The 14,976-nt window shown below is 62.8% G+C and carries 17 protein-coding genes; 2 read left to right on the forward strand and 15 right to left on the reverse strand.

Annotated features, from left to right (window positions below):
• Positions 1–12 precede the first annotated feature (12 nt).
• The 9 genes from V3C85_RS13220 to V3C85_RS13260 all read right to left on the reverse strand — a co-directional run bounded on the left by V3C85_RS13220 (position 13) and on the right by V3C85_RS13260 (position 6,431).
• Positions 13–384: a succinate dehydrogenase, hydrophobic membrane anchor protein gene (locus tag V3C85_RS13220; protein ID WP_331795595.1), complete on the reverse strand. Its 372-nt coding sequence runs from the start codon at positions 382–384 to the stop codon at positions 13–15.
• Positions 385–391: 7 nt separating this feature from the next.
• On the reverse strand, positions 392–778 hold the full coding sequence (gene sdhC, locus V3C85_RS13225) for a succinate dehydrogenase, cytochrome b556 subunit (RefSeq protein ID WP_331795596.1): 387 nt from the start codon (positions 776–778) through the stop codon (positions 392–394).
• Between the two features lie 183 nt (positions 779–961).
• On the reverse strand, positions 962–1,711 hold the full coding sequence (locus V3C85_RS13230; protein WP_331795597.1) for a DUF4344 domain-containing metallopeptidase: 750 nt from the start codon (positions 1,709–1,711) through the stop codon (positions 962–964).
• 37 nt (positions 1,712–1,748) lie between these two features.
• Positions 1,749–2,774, reverse strand: coding sequence for a MaoC family dehydratase (locus V3C85_RS13235; protein ID WP_331795598.1), 1,026 nt, complete (start codon positions 2,772–2,774; stop codon positions 1,749–1,751).
• 29 nt (positions 2,775–2,803) lie between these two features.
• On the reverse strand, positions 2,804–3,007 hold the full coding sequence (locus tag V3C85_RS13240) for a DUF1737 domain-containing protein (RefSeq protein ID WP_331795599.1): 204 nt from the start codon (positions 3,005–3,007) through the stop codon (positions 2,804–2,806).
• A 3-nt stretch (positions 3,008–3,010) separates the two neighbouring features.
• Positions 3,011–3,556 carry an NnrU family protein gene (locus tag V3C85_RS13245; protein ID WP_331795600.1) on the reverse strand — a complete coding sequence of 182 codons (546 nt, stop codon included), beginning with the start codon at positions 3,554–3,556 and terminating at the stop codon, positions 3,011–3,013.
• Positions 3,557–3,592: 36 nt separating this feature from the next.
• Positions 3,593–4,447 (reverse strand): HpcH/HpaI aldolase/citrate lyase family protein, encoded by an 855-nt coding sequence (locus tag V3C85_RS13250; protein WP_331795601.1) that lies wholly within the window; start codon positions 4,445–4,447, stop codon positions 3,593–3,595.
• Between the two features lie 129 nt (positions 4,448–4,576).
• Positions 4,577–5,488, reverse strand: coding sequence for a DMT family transporter (locus V3C85_RS13255; RefSeq protein ID WP_331795602.1), 912 nt, complete (start codon positions 5,486–5,488; stop codon positions 4,577–4,579).
• 52 nt (positions 5,489–5,540) lie between these two features.
• On the reverse strand, positions 5,541–6,431 hold the full coding sequence (locus tag V3C85_RS13260; RefSeq protein WP_331796028.1) for a LysR family transcriptional regulator ArgP: 891 nt from the start codon (positions 6,429–6,431) through the stop codon (positions 5,541–5,543).
• An 89-nt stretch (positions 6,432–6,520) separates the two neighbouring features.
• On the opposite strand from V3C85_RS13260, the gene V3C85_RS13265 reads away from it, so the two are divergent.
• Entirely contained in the window at positions 6,521–7,126 is a 606-nt protein-coding gene (locus tag V3C85_RS13265; protein WP_331795603.1) for a LysE/ArgO family amino acid transporter, read from the forward strand.
• 63 nt (positions 7,127–7,189) lie between these two features.
• Here the strand turns inward: V3C85_RS13265 and V3C85_RS13270 are convergent, their stop codons facing one another.
• The 6 genes from V3C85_RS13270 to V3C85_RS13295 all read right to left on the reverse strand — a co-directional run bounded on the left by V3C85_RS13270 (position 7,190) and on the right by V3C85_RS13295 (position 12,394).
• On the reverse strand, positions 7,190–7,396 hold the full coding sequence (locus V3C85_RS13270; RefSeq protein ID WP_331795604.1) for a cold-shock protein: 207 nt from the start codon (positions 7,394–7,396) through the stop codon (positions 7,190–7,192).
• Between the two features lie 238 nt (positions 7,397–7,634).
• On the reverse strand, positions 7,635–8,378 hold the full coding sequence (locus tag V3C85_RS13275) for a YebC/PmpR family DNA-binding transcriptional regulator (protein ID WP_331795605.1): 744 nt from the start codon (positions 8,376–8,378) through the stop codon (positions 7,635–7,637).
• 109 nt (positions 8,379–8,487) lie between these two features.
• Positions 8,488–8,853: a hypothetical protein gene (locus V3C85_RS13280; RefSeq protein WP_331795606.1), complete on the reverse strand. Its 366-nt coding sequence runs from the start codon at positions 8,851–8,853 to the stop codon at positions 8,488–8,490.
• A 9-nt stretch (positions 8,854–8,862) separates the two neighbouring features.
• Positions 8,863–10,641, reverse strand: a complete 1,779-nt coding sequence (locus tag V3C85_RS13285) for an SLC13 family permease (RefSeq protein WP_331795607.1) — start codon at positions 10,639–10,641, stop codon at positions 8,863–8,865.
• Positions 10,642–10,685: 44 nt separating this feature from the next.
• Positions 10,686–11,585, reverse strand: a complete 900-nt coding sequence (locus V3C85_RS13290) for a DMT family transporter (protein WP_331795608.1) — start codon at positions 11,583–11,585, stop codon at positions 10,686–10,688.
• A complete protein-coding gene (locus V3C85_RS13295; RefSeq protein ID WP_331795609.1) occupies positions 11,582–12,394 on the reverse strand; it encodes a TIGR00282 family metallophosphoesterase in 813 nt (270 codons plus the stop codon). The genes V3C85_RS13290 and V3C85_RS13295 overlap by 4 nt, the downstream gene beginning before the upstream one ends.
• A 172-nt stretch (positions 12,395–12,566) precedes the next feature.
• Here V3C85_RS13295 and V3C85_RS13300 point away from each other — a divergent pair, with 172 nt between their 5' ends.
• Positions 12,567–14,957 (forward strand): ligase-associated DNA damage response DEXH box helicase, encoded by a 2,391-nt coding sequence (locus V3C85_RS13300; RefSeq protein ID WP_331795610.1) that lies wholly within the window; start codon positions 12,567–12,569, stop codon positions 14,955–14,957.
• Positions 14,958–14,976 lie beyond the last annotated feature (19 nt).

Below are 14,976 nucleotides of genomic sequence, written 5' to 3' on the forward strand. Positions count from 1 at the left end.
TTTCGCGCTGGATCACAGGGCCATGCGGGCCAGGGCAAACAGCCCTGTCGCGGCAAGGATCCAGCCCAGAGAGGTAACCCCGATGATGGCAGCCTTTTTGGCCGAGCCACGCAGGTAATCTTCGATCATGATGGTGGCGCCGCCGATAAAGTGGCGCATGCCGACCACCAGGATCAGGGCCGTCAGAATGGCCGGGAACGGATGGCCGAACGTGGCCACGACCTGCTCTTGTGATTGGCCAAGGGCGTTGCCAAAGATATACAGCCAGACCGGCACCATGAAGGCCAGCCCGACAGAAGACACAGTCATGGCCCAATGATGTTCGGTGCCAGTGCCGGATGCGCCTTTGCCGACGGCGCGCTTGCGATCAGTCAGATAACGCATGGGGGCCTCACATAACCAGAATAAGTGTGATCACGGTCAGAACGACCGAACCGATGATGCAGGCCATCCCCAGCTTTTCTGCTGTCGGGATATCAAGCCCCTTGCCGGCATCGTAATACAGGTGCCGCAGACCCGCGAGGTAGTGATACCACACAGCCCAGAGTGAGCCGGTAAAGACCAGATCCCCGAACCAGCTGGTGGCCACCGCATTGGCCGTGGCGAAATATTCGGGTGAGGTCGCGGCGGCCAAGAGCCACCACACGGCCAACATAACACCCACGATCAGGGCGTTTCCGGTGATCCGCGTCAGAATTGAGGTCAGCATGGGCACATGCCAACGGTAAATCTGCAAATGCGGAGAAAGAGGCCGTTCGACCCGCTTGACGTCTGCCATATCGGTTCCCTTCGTCGCTGGCTTGACCCGGATGGCATTCCAGGCCCGGGGCGCGCTTCGATTATGCCTTTCTGAATAGCGTTTTTTTTGCGCCTGTCACGCTCTGCAATGCCGCAGGTGCTGCAAATTAGCGCTAACCCCGAAAGATTCCGACATTCGTGATCACGAAATTTCCGGGTGTGATCACAGTTCGGCGCCGATTGCCTGCTCGATCAGATAATCCACATATTCGGTGCAGATTGAAATCGAGCGGGTTTCAGGGAAGTAAAAGGCATTCACCTCGCCACATGGCTCATGGTGCACCACCACAGGTTCTGGCAGCGCGTAGATGGCGTTCAGATCCGTGATCTCATCTTGCAGCAACACCGTGATTTCTGGATCGCCGCCACCGTCAGAAACGGTCAGCGCCGTTGCAGGATCGGCGCCTTCCTCAAGCTCGATCTCATAAAGGAACGCCCCCCAGGATTCATCGGCAAGCGTGAATTCTTCCGGGCACAGGGCGGCCCGATCCTCGGGCAGTTCAAACAGTTCTGCAAAATCTGCCCGCCCCTCGGGATTGGCACCGTAAAACAGGCAGACGGTGTTGTAATAGCGCTGCTCGTCGGGGCCATGCACATCCCAATAGCTGGTCTCATTGCCCTCTTGCGATGACAGCAGAAACGACAGGGCCGTGGCCGCAGCCACCCGCCGGGCATAGTCCTCTTCCCAAAGACCATGCGCCAGAACCACGGCCAGCATATCTGCCGCGTCTTCCTCTTGCCCCAGAACGGGCAGATCCAACTGGTCGATCAGGGCGTGACCCATCTCATGGTAAAGCGTGCCCAGAATATTGCCTTCGACATAATCCCGCGCGCCCGGGGACAGATCGGCAATGCCTTGGGCACAGGCGGGCGGGGCAACGGCAAGGCAAACCCCAAGAATCAGATGCCGCACCGCATTTACCCCGCCGAATGATCCACGCCTGCCGCTATCAAAGCGGCATCAAGGCCCAGTAATCAAGATCCAGCAGAACCTCGGGCAGGTATTTCCCGTCAGCGCCCTTCAGCGCCCCGGCCTGCCCGCGCGTGGCCACCAGACGCAACCGAATGGCCCCCACGCCGGGGCGGTCGGTTTCGGCCTTTTCCAGCACTTCGGACCAGGCCCGAACGGTATCACCGGCAAAGCAGGGGTTGGCATGGGCCCCGCCGTTCAGCGCGACGATCATCTGCGCATTGGCCAGGCCATTGAACGACAGCGCCCGCGCCAGACTGATGATATGCCCGCCATAGATCAGCCGCTTGCCATCGTCGCGCACGGTCGCATCGAAATGCACCTTTGCGGTGTTCTGCCACAACCGCGTGGCCATCATATGCTCGGCCTCTTCGATGGTGACGCCATCAACATGGTCGATCACCTCACCCACGGCATAATCGGCCCAGCGATGCGGTTCTCCGGCCAAGGTGAAATCATAATTGCTGAAGGTCAGGCGTTTGGGAATGGACAGGGCCTCGGGCACCACGACCGAGGCCAGTTGCGGCACCACGGCCGACGGGGCCGGCGCGTCAAGATTGCCTTTGCGCACCATCACCCAACGGACATATTCCAGAACCGGCTCGTCATCCTGATTAAAGCCCTTGGTGCGCACATAGACGACACCCGATTTGCCGTTCGAGTTTTCCTTCAACCCGATCACGGTGCTTTCCGACCGCAGCGTATCGCCTGCATTCACCGGTTGCAGCCACCGCCCCTCGGCATAGCCCAGGTTTGCCACGGCATTCAGGCTGATGTCGGGCACGGTTTTGCCAAAGACGGTGTGAAAGGCGATCAGATCATCCAGTGGGGCGGCGGCCAGACCACAGGCCCGCGCGAATTTATCAGACGAATACAGGGCATGACGCGCGGGATACAGCGCGTGATACAGCGCCCTCTCGCCCCCCGACAGCGTGCGTGGCACCGCATGGGTGATCGTCTCGCCCAGGCGGTAATCCTCAAAAAAGCGGCCGGGATTGGTCTTCATGGCATCGTTCTCCTTGCGGCGGGCGCCGCCTATTGCGCGCCCAGCTTGATCTCTGGCGTATAGGTGCCCGGCACCTCTTTGGTCACCGCCTGCCCGCAGCGCATCACGCCACGGGCCGCGTCAAAGGCATAAGTGGGGGGGCCGTGCAATTCCCACCCCTTGTTCAGCGCCGCCGTCACCTTGTGACAAAAGGCCGAGGTGTCGTCGTCAGACAAGAACCGATACAACCGCACCGCTTACCCCCAGGGCTGAACGCCCAGCCAGTTGTGGATCAGCATGATGACCACCGTCACCACAACCGCCCCGACAACAGCCATGATCTCTTTCGAAACCGGCACAGGCGCAGGCCGTGTCCAGTTCGGCTGGGCGCGATTGATCACAATCACCTCAACCACCGCCCAGGCCAGCAAACCGCCAAACAGCAAGATCGAGGCCAGATCGCCATTCACCAGCAAATGGGCCACAGCCCATGTCTTGAACCCCGTCAACTGCGGGTGGCGCACCTTGCGGGTGATGGCCGTTTTCATGCCCGATGCCGCGTAGAAATAGAACGCCAGCAGCATCAGCAGATTGTTCACATGGGTCAGAAAGCTGGGCGGATACCAGACATCAATATGCGTCACACCATGATAGCCAACCACCATCAGCACGACCGACAGCATGATCGCCACTGCCACCGCACCCTTGCCCGCCTCGCCCATCCGGGCACGGGCCTCTGGGGCAATCCGCTTGAAGAAATGCGCAGCCCACCACAGGGCGACGCCAAGAATGATCAATGTCATGGTTTGAACCTTTGGCTACCAGCCTGCACCATGGCCCTATTCGGCCATGGCTGCAATCGCCTCGGCCTTGGCCAGCATCTGTTTTGCCGTAGCCACATGCAGGTTCTCGACGATCTTGCCATCCACCACGGCCACGGCCTGACCGGCGGCAATGGCGGCATCATAGGCCGCGATCTGGCGCCGGGCCAGATCCACCTCGGCCTCAGACGGGGCAAAGGCAGTGTTGGCAATCTCCAACTGCAAAGGGTGAATCAGCGTCTTGCCATCGAACCCCATGTCGCGCCCCTGTTCGCATTCGGCGCGCAGGCCGTCTTCATCCTTAAAGGCGTTATAGACCCCATCGACGATCACCCGGCCATGGGCGCGGGCCGCCAGCAGGCACAGGCCAAGGCCGGTCTGCATGGGAATGCGGTCGGCGCGGAACCGGCTGCCCAGTTCCTTGGCCAGATCATTGGTGCCCATCACCATGCCTTGCAAGCGGGGATGGCGGGCAATGTCCGCCGCATTCAACATGCCAAGGGCGGTTTCCATCATGGCCCAAAGCGGCTTTTCCGGGGCAATGGCGGCCACCGCCTCCAGATCGCTGGCCTGGCTGACCTTGGGGATCAAAAGCGCATCAACGCCCGCGTGATCGGCAAAGGCCGCGGCATCCTCGCGCCCCCAAGGCGTGTCCAAACCATTGATCCGCACGATCCGCGCGCGGTTGCCATAGTCACCGTTCAGCGCCTGCGCCAGGATCGCCCGCGCGTTCACCTTTTCATCGGGGGCCACGGCATCTTCCAGATCAAAGATGATCGCATCAGCCGCCAGCGTCATCGCCTTTTCCAACGCCCGCTCTTTCGAGCCGGGAATATACAGAACAGACCGATAGGGGCGGGCAGCTTGCGTCATTGATTCGACCTCTCGCAACATTATTGCGCCAAAGGGCACCAATGCGCCACAAATGGCAAGGGCAAATTTGCCGCATCGCAGCAATTCAGCAGCGCTCGCAGACCATCGGGTGGCACGCGGGAGTAAGTGTCAGATCGCCGGAACATCTGGCTTGGCCGCACGGCGCCGCAGCACAGCCTCACGCCAGGTGATATAGCTGACCGCCGCCACGATCACCCCGCCACCCAGCAAAACAAAGGGGTCCACCGGCTCGGCAAAGGCAACCGCCCCCAAGATCGTGGCCCAAACCAGTTGCAAGAACACCACCGGTTGTGTCACCGCCACAGGGGCCACGGCAAAGGCCCGGCTCATGCAGTAATGCCCCAGCGTGGCACAGGCCGCCACCACCGCCAACCAGGCCACCTGCGCCAGGCTGATCGGCACCCAAACCCACCAGGCCAAAGGGGCCAGCCCCAGCGTCACCACCAGCGACAAGACCGCCACCGCCTGCCCCGCCCCCACCAGCGCCGACAAGCGCTTGGCAAACAGATAGGATCCGGCAAAACAGCAGGCCGCGCCGATCTGGCTCAGATGCCCGTCCGTCACCTCACGCAGGCCGGGGCGCAGCACAATCAGCGCCCCGATCAGCGCCACACCAATCGCCGCCATCCGCCGCGCCGCCAGCTTTTCGCCCAGAAACACCGCCGTCCCCACGGTCAGCAACACCGGATTCAGATAGCCAATCGCCGTCACCTCGGCCACCGGGATGCGGGCCATGGCGTAAAACCAAAAGATCACCGCAGCCACATGCAGCACACCGCGCCCCAGATGCAGCCGCCACACCGCCACCGGCATGCCTGCGCGCAACACCCCCAGCAAGGTGGGCAGCAAAAACACGGCCCCCCAGGCAAAGCGGATAAAGGCCGATTGCGCCGCCGGAAGATCCGTGCCCAGCGACCGCACCACCCCGGTCACGGCCACAAAACTCAGGCCCGAGGCCAGCATCCACAAGATGCCATGCAGCGGGTTCTGTTGGGCGGGGACAAAGGGTTCGGCAGCCATGGCCGCACCCTGCGTTGCGCCGCGCGGCAAGACAAGGCCGCGATTGTATCCGTCACAACCCGTCGCAAATCAACACCCGCCCCGCCGCCGCCCGCATCGCCCGGGTCAGCGGCGCAATCACCCCGGCCGTCAGCCGCGCAAATTGCCAGTGCAGCGCCACATCCAGCGCCGTATCTGGCACCAGCTCAACCAACCGCCCCGCCGCCAGATGCCCGGCCACCAACGGCTCGGGGTTCAGCCCCCAGCCCAAGCCCAGAACACAGGCCTCGACAAAGCCTTGCGACGACGCCAGCCGATGCGACGGAAACCCCGCCCGCGCGCCCATGCCCCGCGCCTCGACCCATGCCACCTGCAACCGATCCTTGTCGGAAAAGGTCAGCGCCGGGGCCCGCGCCACCGCCGCCGCCGTCACACCGTCGGGAAACCAGCGCGCCATATAGGCAGGCGAGGCCGTGGCCCGATAGCGCAAGGCCCCCAAAGGCCGTGTGTCACAGCCCTGCAACGGCCCCGGATGCGCCGTCACCGCCGCCACAACCTCACCGCGTCGCAGCCAGTCTTGCGAAAAATCCTGATCGTCGATCACCAGATCGAACAACACCCCCGGCACCTCGGCCAGCGCCGGCAACACCCAGGTTGCCAGACTGTCGGCATTCACCGCCACCCGAACAACCGCCGCCCGCGCCTCGCCTGCCCCCAGGGCCGCCGCCACATCGCGCGCCAGCAGCGCCACTTCGTCATGATGCCGGATCAGCCGCAGCCCCGCTTCGGTCGCCACACTGGGCGTCCCGCGCCGGATCAGCAGCGTGCCCACCCGCTCTTCCAGCGCCCGCAGCCGCTGCGACACCGCCGATTGCGTCACCCCCAACTCGGCCGCCGCCAGATCAAACGATCCACGCCGATGCACCGCCACAAGCGCCGCCAATTGGGCCGGATCGAACATCAGTTTTCCTTATCCATGATCAGAAAGATAAACTGGATTGATCCACGCCCCATGGCCTAAGTCAAGCCGCAGCCCAAACCCGCAGGACACCCATGCTCAACGCCGCCGTCGCCGGATACCTGACCGCCCTGTCCCTGATCGCCGCCATCGGCGCGCAAAACGCCTTTGTCCTGCGTCAGGGCCTGCGCCGTGACCATGTCTGGCCCGTGGTGCTGACCTGCGCCGTGTCGGATGCGCTGTTGATCACCCTTGGCGTTGCCGGGTTCGACAGCCTTGCCGCCATGGCGCCCTGGCTGACCACCGCCATGCTTTACGCCGGGGCCGCGTTTCTGATCGCTTATGGCGCACTGCGCTTTCGTGCAGCCCTGCGCGGCGGAGAGTCGCTGATGCCCGCCCCCGGCCGCACCACCAGCCTGCGCGCCACCTTGGCCACCTGCCTGGTGCTGACCTGGGCCAACCCGCATGTCTATCTTGATACCGTGGTGCTGCTGGGGGCGATCAGCGCACAGTATGCACCGCATCACTGGGCCTTCGGGGCCGCCGCCGCCCTTGGCAGCCTGTCGTTCTTCTCGGCCCTTGGCTTTGGCGCCCGCCTTCTGGCACCTCTCTTTGCCAATCCCCGCGCTTGGGTGGTGCTGGAACTGGCCATCGGCCTGACAATGTGGCTGATCGCCCTTGGCCTGATCCTGCAAGCCTGAGGCGTAAAAGAAAACGGGGGCAGCTTGCGCCACCCCCGTTTCAATGCCGAACCGGCGCTTGGCTTATGCCAGCGACAGGTTGGTGGCCGATTCGCGACCATTGCGGTCTTTTTCCAGATCGAACTGAACGGCCTGGCCGTCATTCAGACCGCGCAGACCAGCACGCTCCAAAGCGGTGATGTGCACGAACACGTCCTTCGACCCACCTTCCGGTGCGATAAAGCCGAAACCTTTAGTTGCGTTGAACCATTTCACGGTGCCTTTGGCCATCGTGAGATCTCCTGTAAGTAGCGCCACCCACAGCATGCGGTGGCCCGGCCGAGAGTCGTCTAGATCGAGTGACTGTGGGCCGAAGCAGACAGAAGACCGAAAGAGAAGAAGCTTTGCACGAGTTACATAGGCCGCCCCGTGCCGAAATGCAAGGCCCGGCCCGGCAAAGCAACGCCATGCCAGCCGGGCGGCAAATTTTTTCCAAAAAATTTGTGCGGATTTTTCAAAAAATCCGCGGTCACTCCAACTGCGCAGCCACCTCTTCGGGCACATCAAAATTGTGCGTCACGGTCTGCACGTCGTCATCTTCTTCCAGCAGATCAATCAACCGCATCAGCTTTTGCGCGGTTTCCAGATCCACCTCGGTGCGGCTCTGCGGCTTCCAGATCAGCTTCGACTCGGTCGATTCCCCCAAAGCCTTTTCCAACGCATCCGACACTTCCGACAGCGCCTCGACCTGGCAATAGATCCAGTGGCCGTCCTCATCACTCTCGACATCATCCGCGCCAGCCTCCAGCGCGGCCATCATCACGTCATCCGCCGATCCAACCGCCGCCGGATAGGAAATCTCGCCCACCCGGTCAAAGCTGTGCGCCACCGATCCGGTGGTGCCCAGATTGCCGCCCGATTTGGTGAAATACGACCGCACGTTCGATGCCGTGCGGTTCAGGTTGTCGGTCAACGCCTCGACGATGATCGCAATCCCGTTGACGCCATAACCTTCATAGCGGATCTCGGTGTAATCGCCCGCATCCCCCATCTGCGATTTCTTGATCGCGCGGTCGATCACATCCTTGGGCATCGACACGGCCTTGGCCGCCTTGATCGCCAGACGCAGACGCGGGTTCATATCAGGGTCAGGCAGGCCCATCTTGGCCGCGACGGTGATTTCCTTCGCCAGCTTGGAAAACATCTTCGAGCGCAGTTTGTCCTGCTTGCCCTTACGGTGCTGGATATTCGCCCATTTGGAATGGCCCGCCATGATGCCTGCTCCTGAAACCTGTTCTGATAACGGGTTCCCTTACACCAGCCCCGCCCCCGGCTGCAAGCCACCCACCGGGGTAAGCTGTAGGGGGCCAATTGTCCGGGGGTCAGTCGATCTCGGGCACTGGCGGGGGCGAGGCAAAAACCGTATCCACGCCCGCCGGATCGGTGATCACCACTTCGGCCAAGGGCGGCACCGCCCCTTCCGCCCCAAGGGCAGAAGTGATCCCCGTCCAGATCTGGCGCAGGATATTGGGGTTCTCGATCTCGCGCACCGCATAGCCATATCCCGGCCCACAGCTTTCCAGCCGCCCCACCGGCGCCGCACGCCAATCGGCCCGGCACACCGTGCCATCCGACAGCACCAGCGTCAGCAGGGTCTGTGACAACCGCGCCTCTTGCGGCACCACTTGGCCCATAGGCGCGCCGACACAGCCCGCCACCACCAGCATCACAGGCAAGATCATCTTCATAACCAGCTCCTACAGCGGCCAGATCAGCGGGATCAGGGCCGAGGCCACCAACCCGGTGATGATATTCAGCGGAATCCCCACCCGGAAGTAATCCGAGAACCGATAGCCCCCCGGCCCATAGACCATCATATTGGTCTGATACCCCACCGGCGTCGCAAAGGCGACCGAGGCTGAAAACATCACCGCCACCGCAAAGGGCCGCGGGTCCATGCCCAAAGACAGGCCCAGTTCAATGGCAATCGGGGTAAAGATCACCGCCACCGCATTGTTCGACAGGAATTCGGTCAGCAACAGGCCCAGAAAATACACCGCCAAGATCATCAGAAACGGCGGCAGCCCGGCCATCAGCGGGCCCACCGCATTTACGATCACCGTCACCGCGCCGGAATGATCCAGCCCCTGCCCCACCGCCAGCATGGCAAAGATCATGCCCAGCAGACGGCCATCGACGAATGAAAACGCCTCATCGGCATCAATGCAGCGGGTGATCAGGATGATCGCCACCGCCACCACGCCCAGCGCCAGGATCGGCGCCATGTTCAGCGCCGAAAGACCCACGATGCCCAACAGCCCCAACAGCGCAATCGGGGCCTTTTCACGCCGAAACGCCCGCAGCGCCGGGCGGCTGATGTCAACCAGATCCTGATCGGCCGCCAGCCGCTGAATATCCTCGATCGCACCTTCCAGCAGCAGGGTATCGCCCACCCGCACCACCAGATCATCCAATTGCCGGCCGATGTTCTGATTGCGCCGATGCGCGGCCAGCACATAAACGCCATAGCGCCGCCGCAGGCGCAGATCGCCCAAGCGCCGCCCCTCCATCCGGCAGCCGGGGCTGATCAGCACCTCCACCGTTTCGGTCCGGGTAGAGGACAGCTTGTCCACCAGTTGCACATCCTTGCGCGCCTGCAAGCCCAAGAGTTCGGTCATTTCCGTGCGCAAAACCACCCGGTCGCCCGCTTCCAGAACCACCGGCCCCAACTCGCGCCGCAGGCTGGCATCGCCGCGCAACACGTCGATCACCCGCACGCCATCACGCTTGAACAGATCGACCTCCATCACCTTCTGGCCCACCAGCGCCGAATCCTCGGGCACCGCGACCTCGGTGAAATATTTCATCTTCTTGCGGTCCGACAGCAGCACCCCCATCGACTGCCGGTCGGGCAACAGCTTGTTGGCAAACAGCCCCAGAAACAGCCCGCCCACCACCGTCACGGCAATGCCCAGCGGCATGATCTCGAAAATCCCGAAATGCTCCATCCCCTTGGCGCGCACCACCCCGTCCACCAACAGGTTGGTCGAGGTGCCGATCAGCGTCAGCATGCCCCCCATGATCGTCATGTAAGACAAAGGGATCAGCATCTTCGACGGCGCCACACCAATGCGCGCCGCCATCTGAATCACCACCGGAATCATCACCGCCACCAGGGGCGTGTTGTTCATGAAGGCCGAGGCAATGGCGACAAAGGTGAACAGCACCAGAATCGTGGTGCGCGGCCGGTTGCCCACATTCCGTTCAGCCATGCGGATCACCATGTCAACCGACCCGGTCCGCACCAGCCCGCCCATCACCAGAAACATCATCACGATGGTCCAGGGCGCAGGGTTCGACAGCACATCCACCGCATCGGCCACCGGCAGGATGCCCAGCACCAGCATGGCCGCAGCCCCGGCCAGCGCCACCACCTCGACAGGATAGGTTTCCAGCACAAACATGGTGAACATCACCAGCAAGATCGCCAGTGCCACCCAAGGCTGCCATTCCGCCGCCAGTTCAAATCCGAACATACCGCCTCCCAGACTGCGGCCGCCACGCGAATGCCGCCAAGACCTCAGACTGCATTCGCCCGGACCGCCTCACGCGGCTTGACCAATGCCACACCGGCCAGCATCAAGACAAGCGAAACCAAGGCCTGCGGTTGCAACTGCTCGCCCAAAAGCACAACTGCCCAAAGAACGCCCGCCCCCGTCACCAGATAGGAACATTGCGCCGCAAAAACCGCCCCTGCGCGCGCCGCCAACCAGACATAACCCGCATAGCACAGGCCATGCACCACACTGGATGCAATCAGCGCCAGTTCGGGGCGGCCAAAATCGGCCAAGGGATTGAACATCTGCCCCGAAGCCAGCGCCAGTGGCAGACACAACACCATGCCCACCAGACTGGCCATGAACATGGCCTGCACCGCATCCATCCCCGCCATCCCGACGCGGGCCACATAATTCGATTCCATCGCGTAAAACAGCGGCCCCACCAGTGCCAGCGGCAGAAACGCCACCAAACCCGCCGCCCAGACACCCGCCCCCGGCGCCGCCAGCAAGACCACGCCCGCCAGCCCCAGCCCCAACCCGGCCACGCGCCGCAGCGAAAACCGATCCGCCCCCAGCAGCATCGCAATCCCAAAGGCCATCATCGGAATGGTCGAGATCAGAATCGACATCACCGCCGAAGGCAACCGCGCCACGCTGATGTAAAAGGTTGCATTGGGCACCAGCGTGCCCAGCACCGCCACCACCACCGCAAAGGTCAGGGCCGGGCGGGTCAGCATCAGCCCCCGCCCGCGCAACCGTGTGATCGCCCCCAACACCAGAACGCAGATCACCAATTGCCAAAAGATCAGCCCGAACGGCCCATGCCCCGTTGCCGTGGCCATCTTGCCGGTCGGCTGGGTAAAGCCCCAGCCCAGACCCAACAGCACCAACACCGCAAGGTCCAGCCTGCGTCCGCTCAAGGCGTGGCCTCTTCCAAACGACCACCCACCCGGATCATCCGCACCCGCAGGGCGCGCCCGGTCTTGTCGTCGGTTTCCACAAACACGCCCGACAGCGTCGCCTCACCTGCCGCGGGCTCAAACCGCGCTTTCGGCATCCCGGTGACAAACCGCCGCAACGGCTCCAGCTTTTCCATCCCGATCACGCTGTTGTAATCGCCGCACATGCCCGCATCGGTCAGATAGGCCGTGCCCTTGGTCATGATCTGCGCATCACCCGTTGGCACATGGGTATGCGTGCCCACCACCAGACTGGCCATGCCATCGCACCAATGGCCCATCGCCATCTTCTCGCTGGTCGCCTCGGCATGCACATCCACCACCGCGGCCTGCACCGCCGCGCCCAAGGCATGGCTTTTCAGCACCGCCTCGGTTGCGCTGAACGGGTCATCGAACGGGCGCTTCATGAACACCTGCCCCAGCACCTGCGTCACCAGAACCCGCCGCCCCTGCGTGGCCGTAAACACCCGCGCGCCCTTGCCCGGGGCCACTTTGCTGAAATTCAGGGGCCGGATGATGCGCGGCTCCTGCTCGATGAAACTCAGCATGTCTTTCTGGTCAAAGGCATGATCACCCAGCGTGATGCAATCGGCCCCGGCCTCCAGGATCAGCTTGGCATGGTCGCCCGAAAGCCCGGCGCCGCTCGTCGCGTTCTCGCCATTGACCACCACGAAATCCAGACCCCAATCGGCACGCAGCTTGGGCAGCCGTGCCGCCACCGCTGCACGCCCCGCCCGTCCCATCACATCGCCCAAGAAAAGTATCCGCATACCGCCCCGATTAGGCCCGCGCCGGGGGCAGGGCAAGCCAAATCGGCGTCGCAACCGCGCCAAGGCACCGTGTCACGGCTGTGACCACAGATGCACCACAGATAAACCACGGATAGACCACGCCGTCACCACGCCCCGTTGACCTTGCGCCCCGCCCCGCTACCCTTGGCCCATGGTCACGCTTCCCACCCCCCTTTCCAACTGGTTTTCCGCACGGGGCTGGGATCTGCACCCCCATCAACGGCAGATGCTGGCGCAGTCACAGGCCCCCGCCACGCTGCTGATCGCCCCCACGGGCGGCGGCAAAACGCTGGCGGGGTTTCTGCCAAGCCTCTCAGAAATAACGGAAAATCCGAAATCAGGGCTGCACACCCTCTATATCTCGCCGCTCAAGGCGCTGACATCAGACATCCGCCGCAACCTGCGCAACCCGATTGACGGCGCGGGCCTGCCCATCCGGGTCGAAGATCGCACGGGCGACACCACCTATACCCAACGCCGCCGCCAAAGGGCCGATCCGCCCCATATCCTGCTGACCACGCCCGAAAGCCTTGCCCTGCTGCTAAGTTACGAAGATTCCACAAGAATTTTTGCATCATTGCAGCGGGTGATCATCGACGAAATCCATGCCCTTGCGGAATCCAAGCGCGGCGACCAACTGACCCTGCTGTTGGCACGCCTGCAATCGCTGGCCCCGAACCTGCGCCGCATCGGGCTTTCCGCCACCGTCGAAGACCCGCCTGCACTGGCCCGCTTTCTGGCGCCAGATACCCAGATCGTTCAGGCCGATCCGGGGCCCGACCCCGATATTTCCATGCTGGAAACCCCCACCCCACCGCCTTGGGCGGGGGGGGGCGGGCGCTATGCGATCCCCGAAATCCTCAATGAAATCAAGGCGCATCGCACAACGCTGATCTTTCACAACACCCGCGCACAGGCGGAACTGTTTTTTCACGACCTCTGGCTACAAAACGAAGACAGCCTGCCCATCGGCATTCATCACGGCAGCCTTGCCCGCGAACAGCGCGAAAAGGTTGAAGCGGCGATGGCCACGGGCGCGCTTCGGGCCGTCGTCTGCACCGGCTCGCTGGATCTGGGCATCGACTGGGGCGATGTCGATCTGGTGGTGCAGGTCGGCGCGCCCAAGAATGTGAAACGTCTTGTGCAAAGGATCGGCCGCGCCAATCACCGCTACAACGCCCCGTCCAAGGCCCTGCTGGTGCCCGCCAACCGGTTCGAGGTGGTCGAATGCAAAGCCGCCCTTGATGCTGTCCGCGCCCGCACCCTGGATGGCGAACCTCGCGGTCCCGGCCCGCGTGACGTTTTGTGCCAACATATCCTGATGACGGCCTGTGCTGGCCCCTTTGATGAGACCAGCCTTTATCATCAGGTCAAGACGGCCGGGCCATACCGCAACCTGTCGCGGGCGGCCTTTGATCAGACACTAGATTTTGTGGCCACCGGCGGCTATGCCCTGCGCGCCTATGACAAATGGCAACGCCTGAAACAGACCAATGGCCTGTGGCATCTGCGCGATCCGCGCAGCGCCGCGGTGATCCGGCAGAACCTTGGCACCATCATCGACACCGAAACGCTCAAGGTTCGCCTCAAGGGTCGCTTTGGCGGCACCCCTCTGGGCGAGGTCGAGGAAGCCTTCGCCGCCACCCTGACCCCCGGTGACACCTTTCTGATCGGCGGTCAGGTGGTGCGCTATGAAGGGTTGGCCGAAATGACGGTCGAGGTCACCCGCCAACCTGGGCGTGACCCCAAAGTGGCCACGTTCAACGGCACGAAATTTGCGACATCAACCCTGCTGACCCACCGGATTCTTGATATTTTCCAACAAGATCACTGGCCCGACCTGCCCGCCCACACCGCCCAATGGCTGGCCCTGCAACGCAAGGTTTCCCGCCTGCCCGACCGCGACAGCCTGCTGCTGGAAAGCTTTCCCCATGACGGGCGCGAACATCTGGTCATCTACGGCTTTGCCGGCCGCAATGCCCAGCAGACGCTTGGGCTGCTGATCACGAAAACCATGGAAGAACAGGGCCTTGCCCCGCTGGGTTTTGTTGCCACCGATTACGCCACCCTGATCTGGGGCCTTGATCCCGTCACCGATGCCGAACCGCTGTTCGATCTGGCCCGCCTGCGCGCCCAGCTGGACAGTTGGCTGGCCGGTAACGCCTTGATGAAACGCAGTTTTCGCAGCGTCGCCATCATCGCAGGGCTGATCGAGCGCAGCCATCAGGGCCGACGCAAATCGGGGCGGCAGGCGACGTTTTCCTCTGACATCCTGTACGACACCTTGCGCAAATACGACCCCGACCACCTGCTGCTCAGCATCACCCGCGAAGAGGCGATGCGCGGTCTGATCGACTTTTCGCGCATCGAAGACCTGCTGGCCCGTATCAACAGCATTGATCTTAAACGCCTTTCGCGCATCACCCCGCTGGCTGCCCCCTTGTTTCTGGAACCCGGCCGCATTCCCGTGCACGGTCAGGGCCGCGACAGGCTGGTGCAGGCCGAAGCTGAAAAGCTGATGGCCGCCGCGGGGCTGACCTAGGCCCAACATCACCCCCTTG

Origin of the sequence: Pseudotabrizicola sp. L79, assembly GCF_036553525.1 — a bacterium.
Taxonomy (GTDB): domain Bacteria; phylum Pseudomonadota; class Alphaproteobacteria; order Rhodobacterales; family Rhodobacteraceae; genus Pseudotabrizicola.

Excerpts from the sequence above, each read along its gene's own strand:
- sdhC (WP_331795596.1), bottom strand. The coding sequence starts at position 778 with ATGGCAGACGTCAAGCGGGTCGAACGGCCTCTTTCTCCGCATTTGCAG.
- V3C85_RS13220 (WP_331795595.1), bottom strand. The coding sequence starts at position 384 with ATGCGTTATCTGACTGATCGCAAGCGCGCCGTCGGCAAAGGCGCATCC.
- V3C85_RS13265 (WP_331795603.1), top strand. The coding sequence starts at position 6,521 with ATGCTCAACGCCGCCGTCGCCGGATACCTGACCGCCCTGTCCCTGATC.
- V3C85_RS13275 (WP_331795605.1), bottom strand. The coding sequence starts at position 8,378 with ATGGCGGGCCATTCCAAATGGGCGAATATCCAGCACCGTAAGGGCAAG.
- V3C85_RS13300 (WP_331795610.1), top strand. The coding sequence starts at position 12,567 with ATGGTCACGCTTCCCACCCCCCTTTCCAACTGGTTTTCCGCACGGGGC.
- V3C85_RS13255 (WP_331795602.1), bottom strand. The coding sequence starts at position 5,488 with ATGGCTGCCGAACCCTTTGTCCCCGCCCAACAGAACCCGCTGCATGGC.
- V3C85_RS13250 (WP_331795601.1), bottom strand. The coding sequence starts at position 4,447 with ATGACGCAAGCTGCCCGCCCCTATCGGTCTGTTCTGTATATTCCCGGC.
- V3C85_RS13280 (WP_331795606.1), bottom strand. The coding sequence starts at position 8,853 with ATGAAGATGATCTTGCCTGTGATGCTGGTGGTGGCGGGCTGTGTCGGC.
- V3C85_RS13245 (WP_331795600.1), bottom strand. The coding sequence starts at position 3,556 with ATGACATTGATCATTCTTGGCGTCGCCCTGTGGTGGGCTGCGCATTTC.
- V3C85_RS13295 (WP_331795609.1), bottom strand. The coding sequence starts at position 12,394 with ATGCGGATACTTTTCTTGGGCGATGTGATGGGACGGGCGGGGCGTGCA.
- V3C85_RS13270 (WP_331795604.1), bottom strand. The coding sequence starts at position 7,396 with ATGGCCAAAGGCACCGTGAAATGGTTCAACGCAACTAAAGGTTTCGGC.
- V3C85_RS13285 (WP_331795607.1), bottom strand. The coding sequence starts at position 10,641 with ATGTTCGGATTTGAACTGGCGGCGGAATGGCAGCCTTGGGTGGCACTG.
- V3C85_RS13235 (WP_331795598.1), bottom strand. The coding sequence starts at position 2,774 with ATGAAGACCAATCCCGGCCGCTTTTTTGAGGATTACCGCCTGGGCGAG.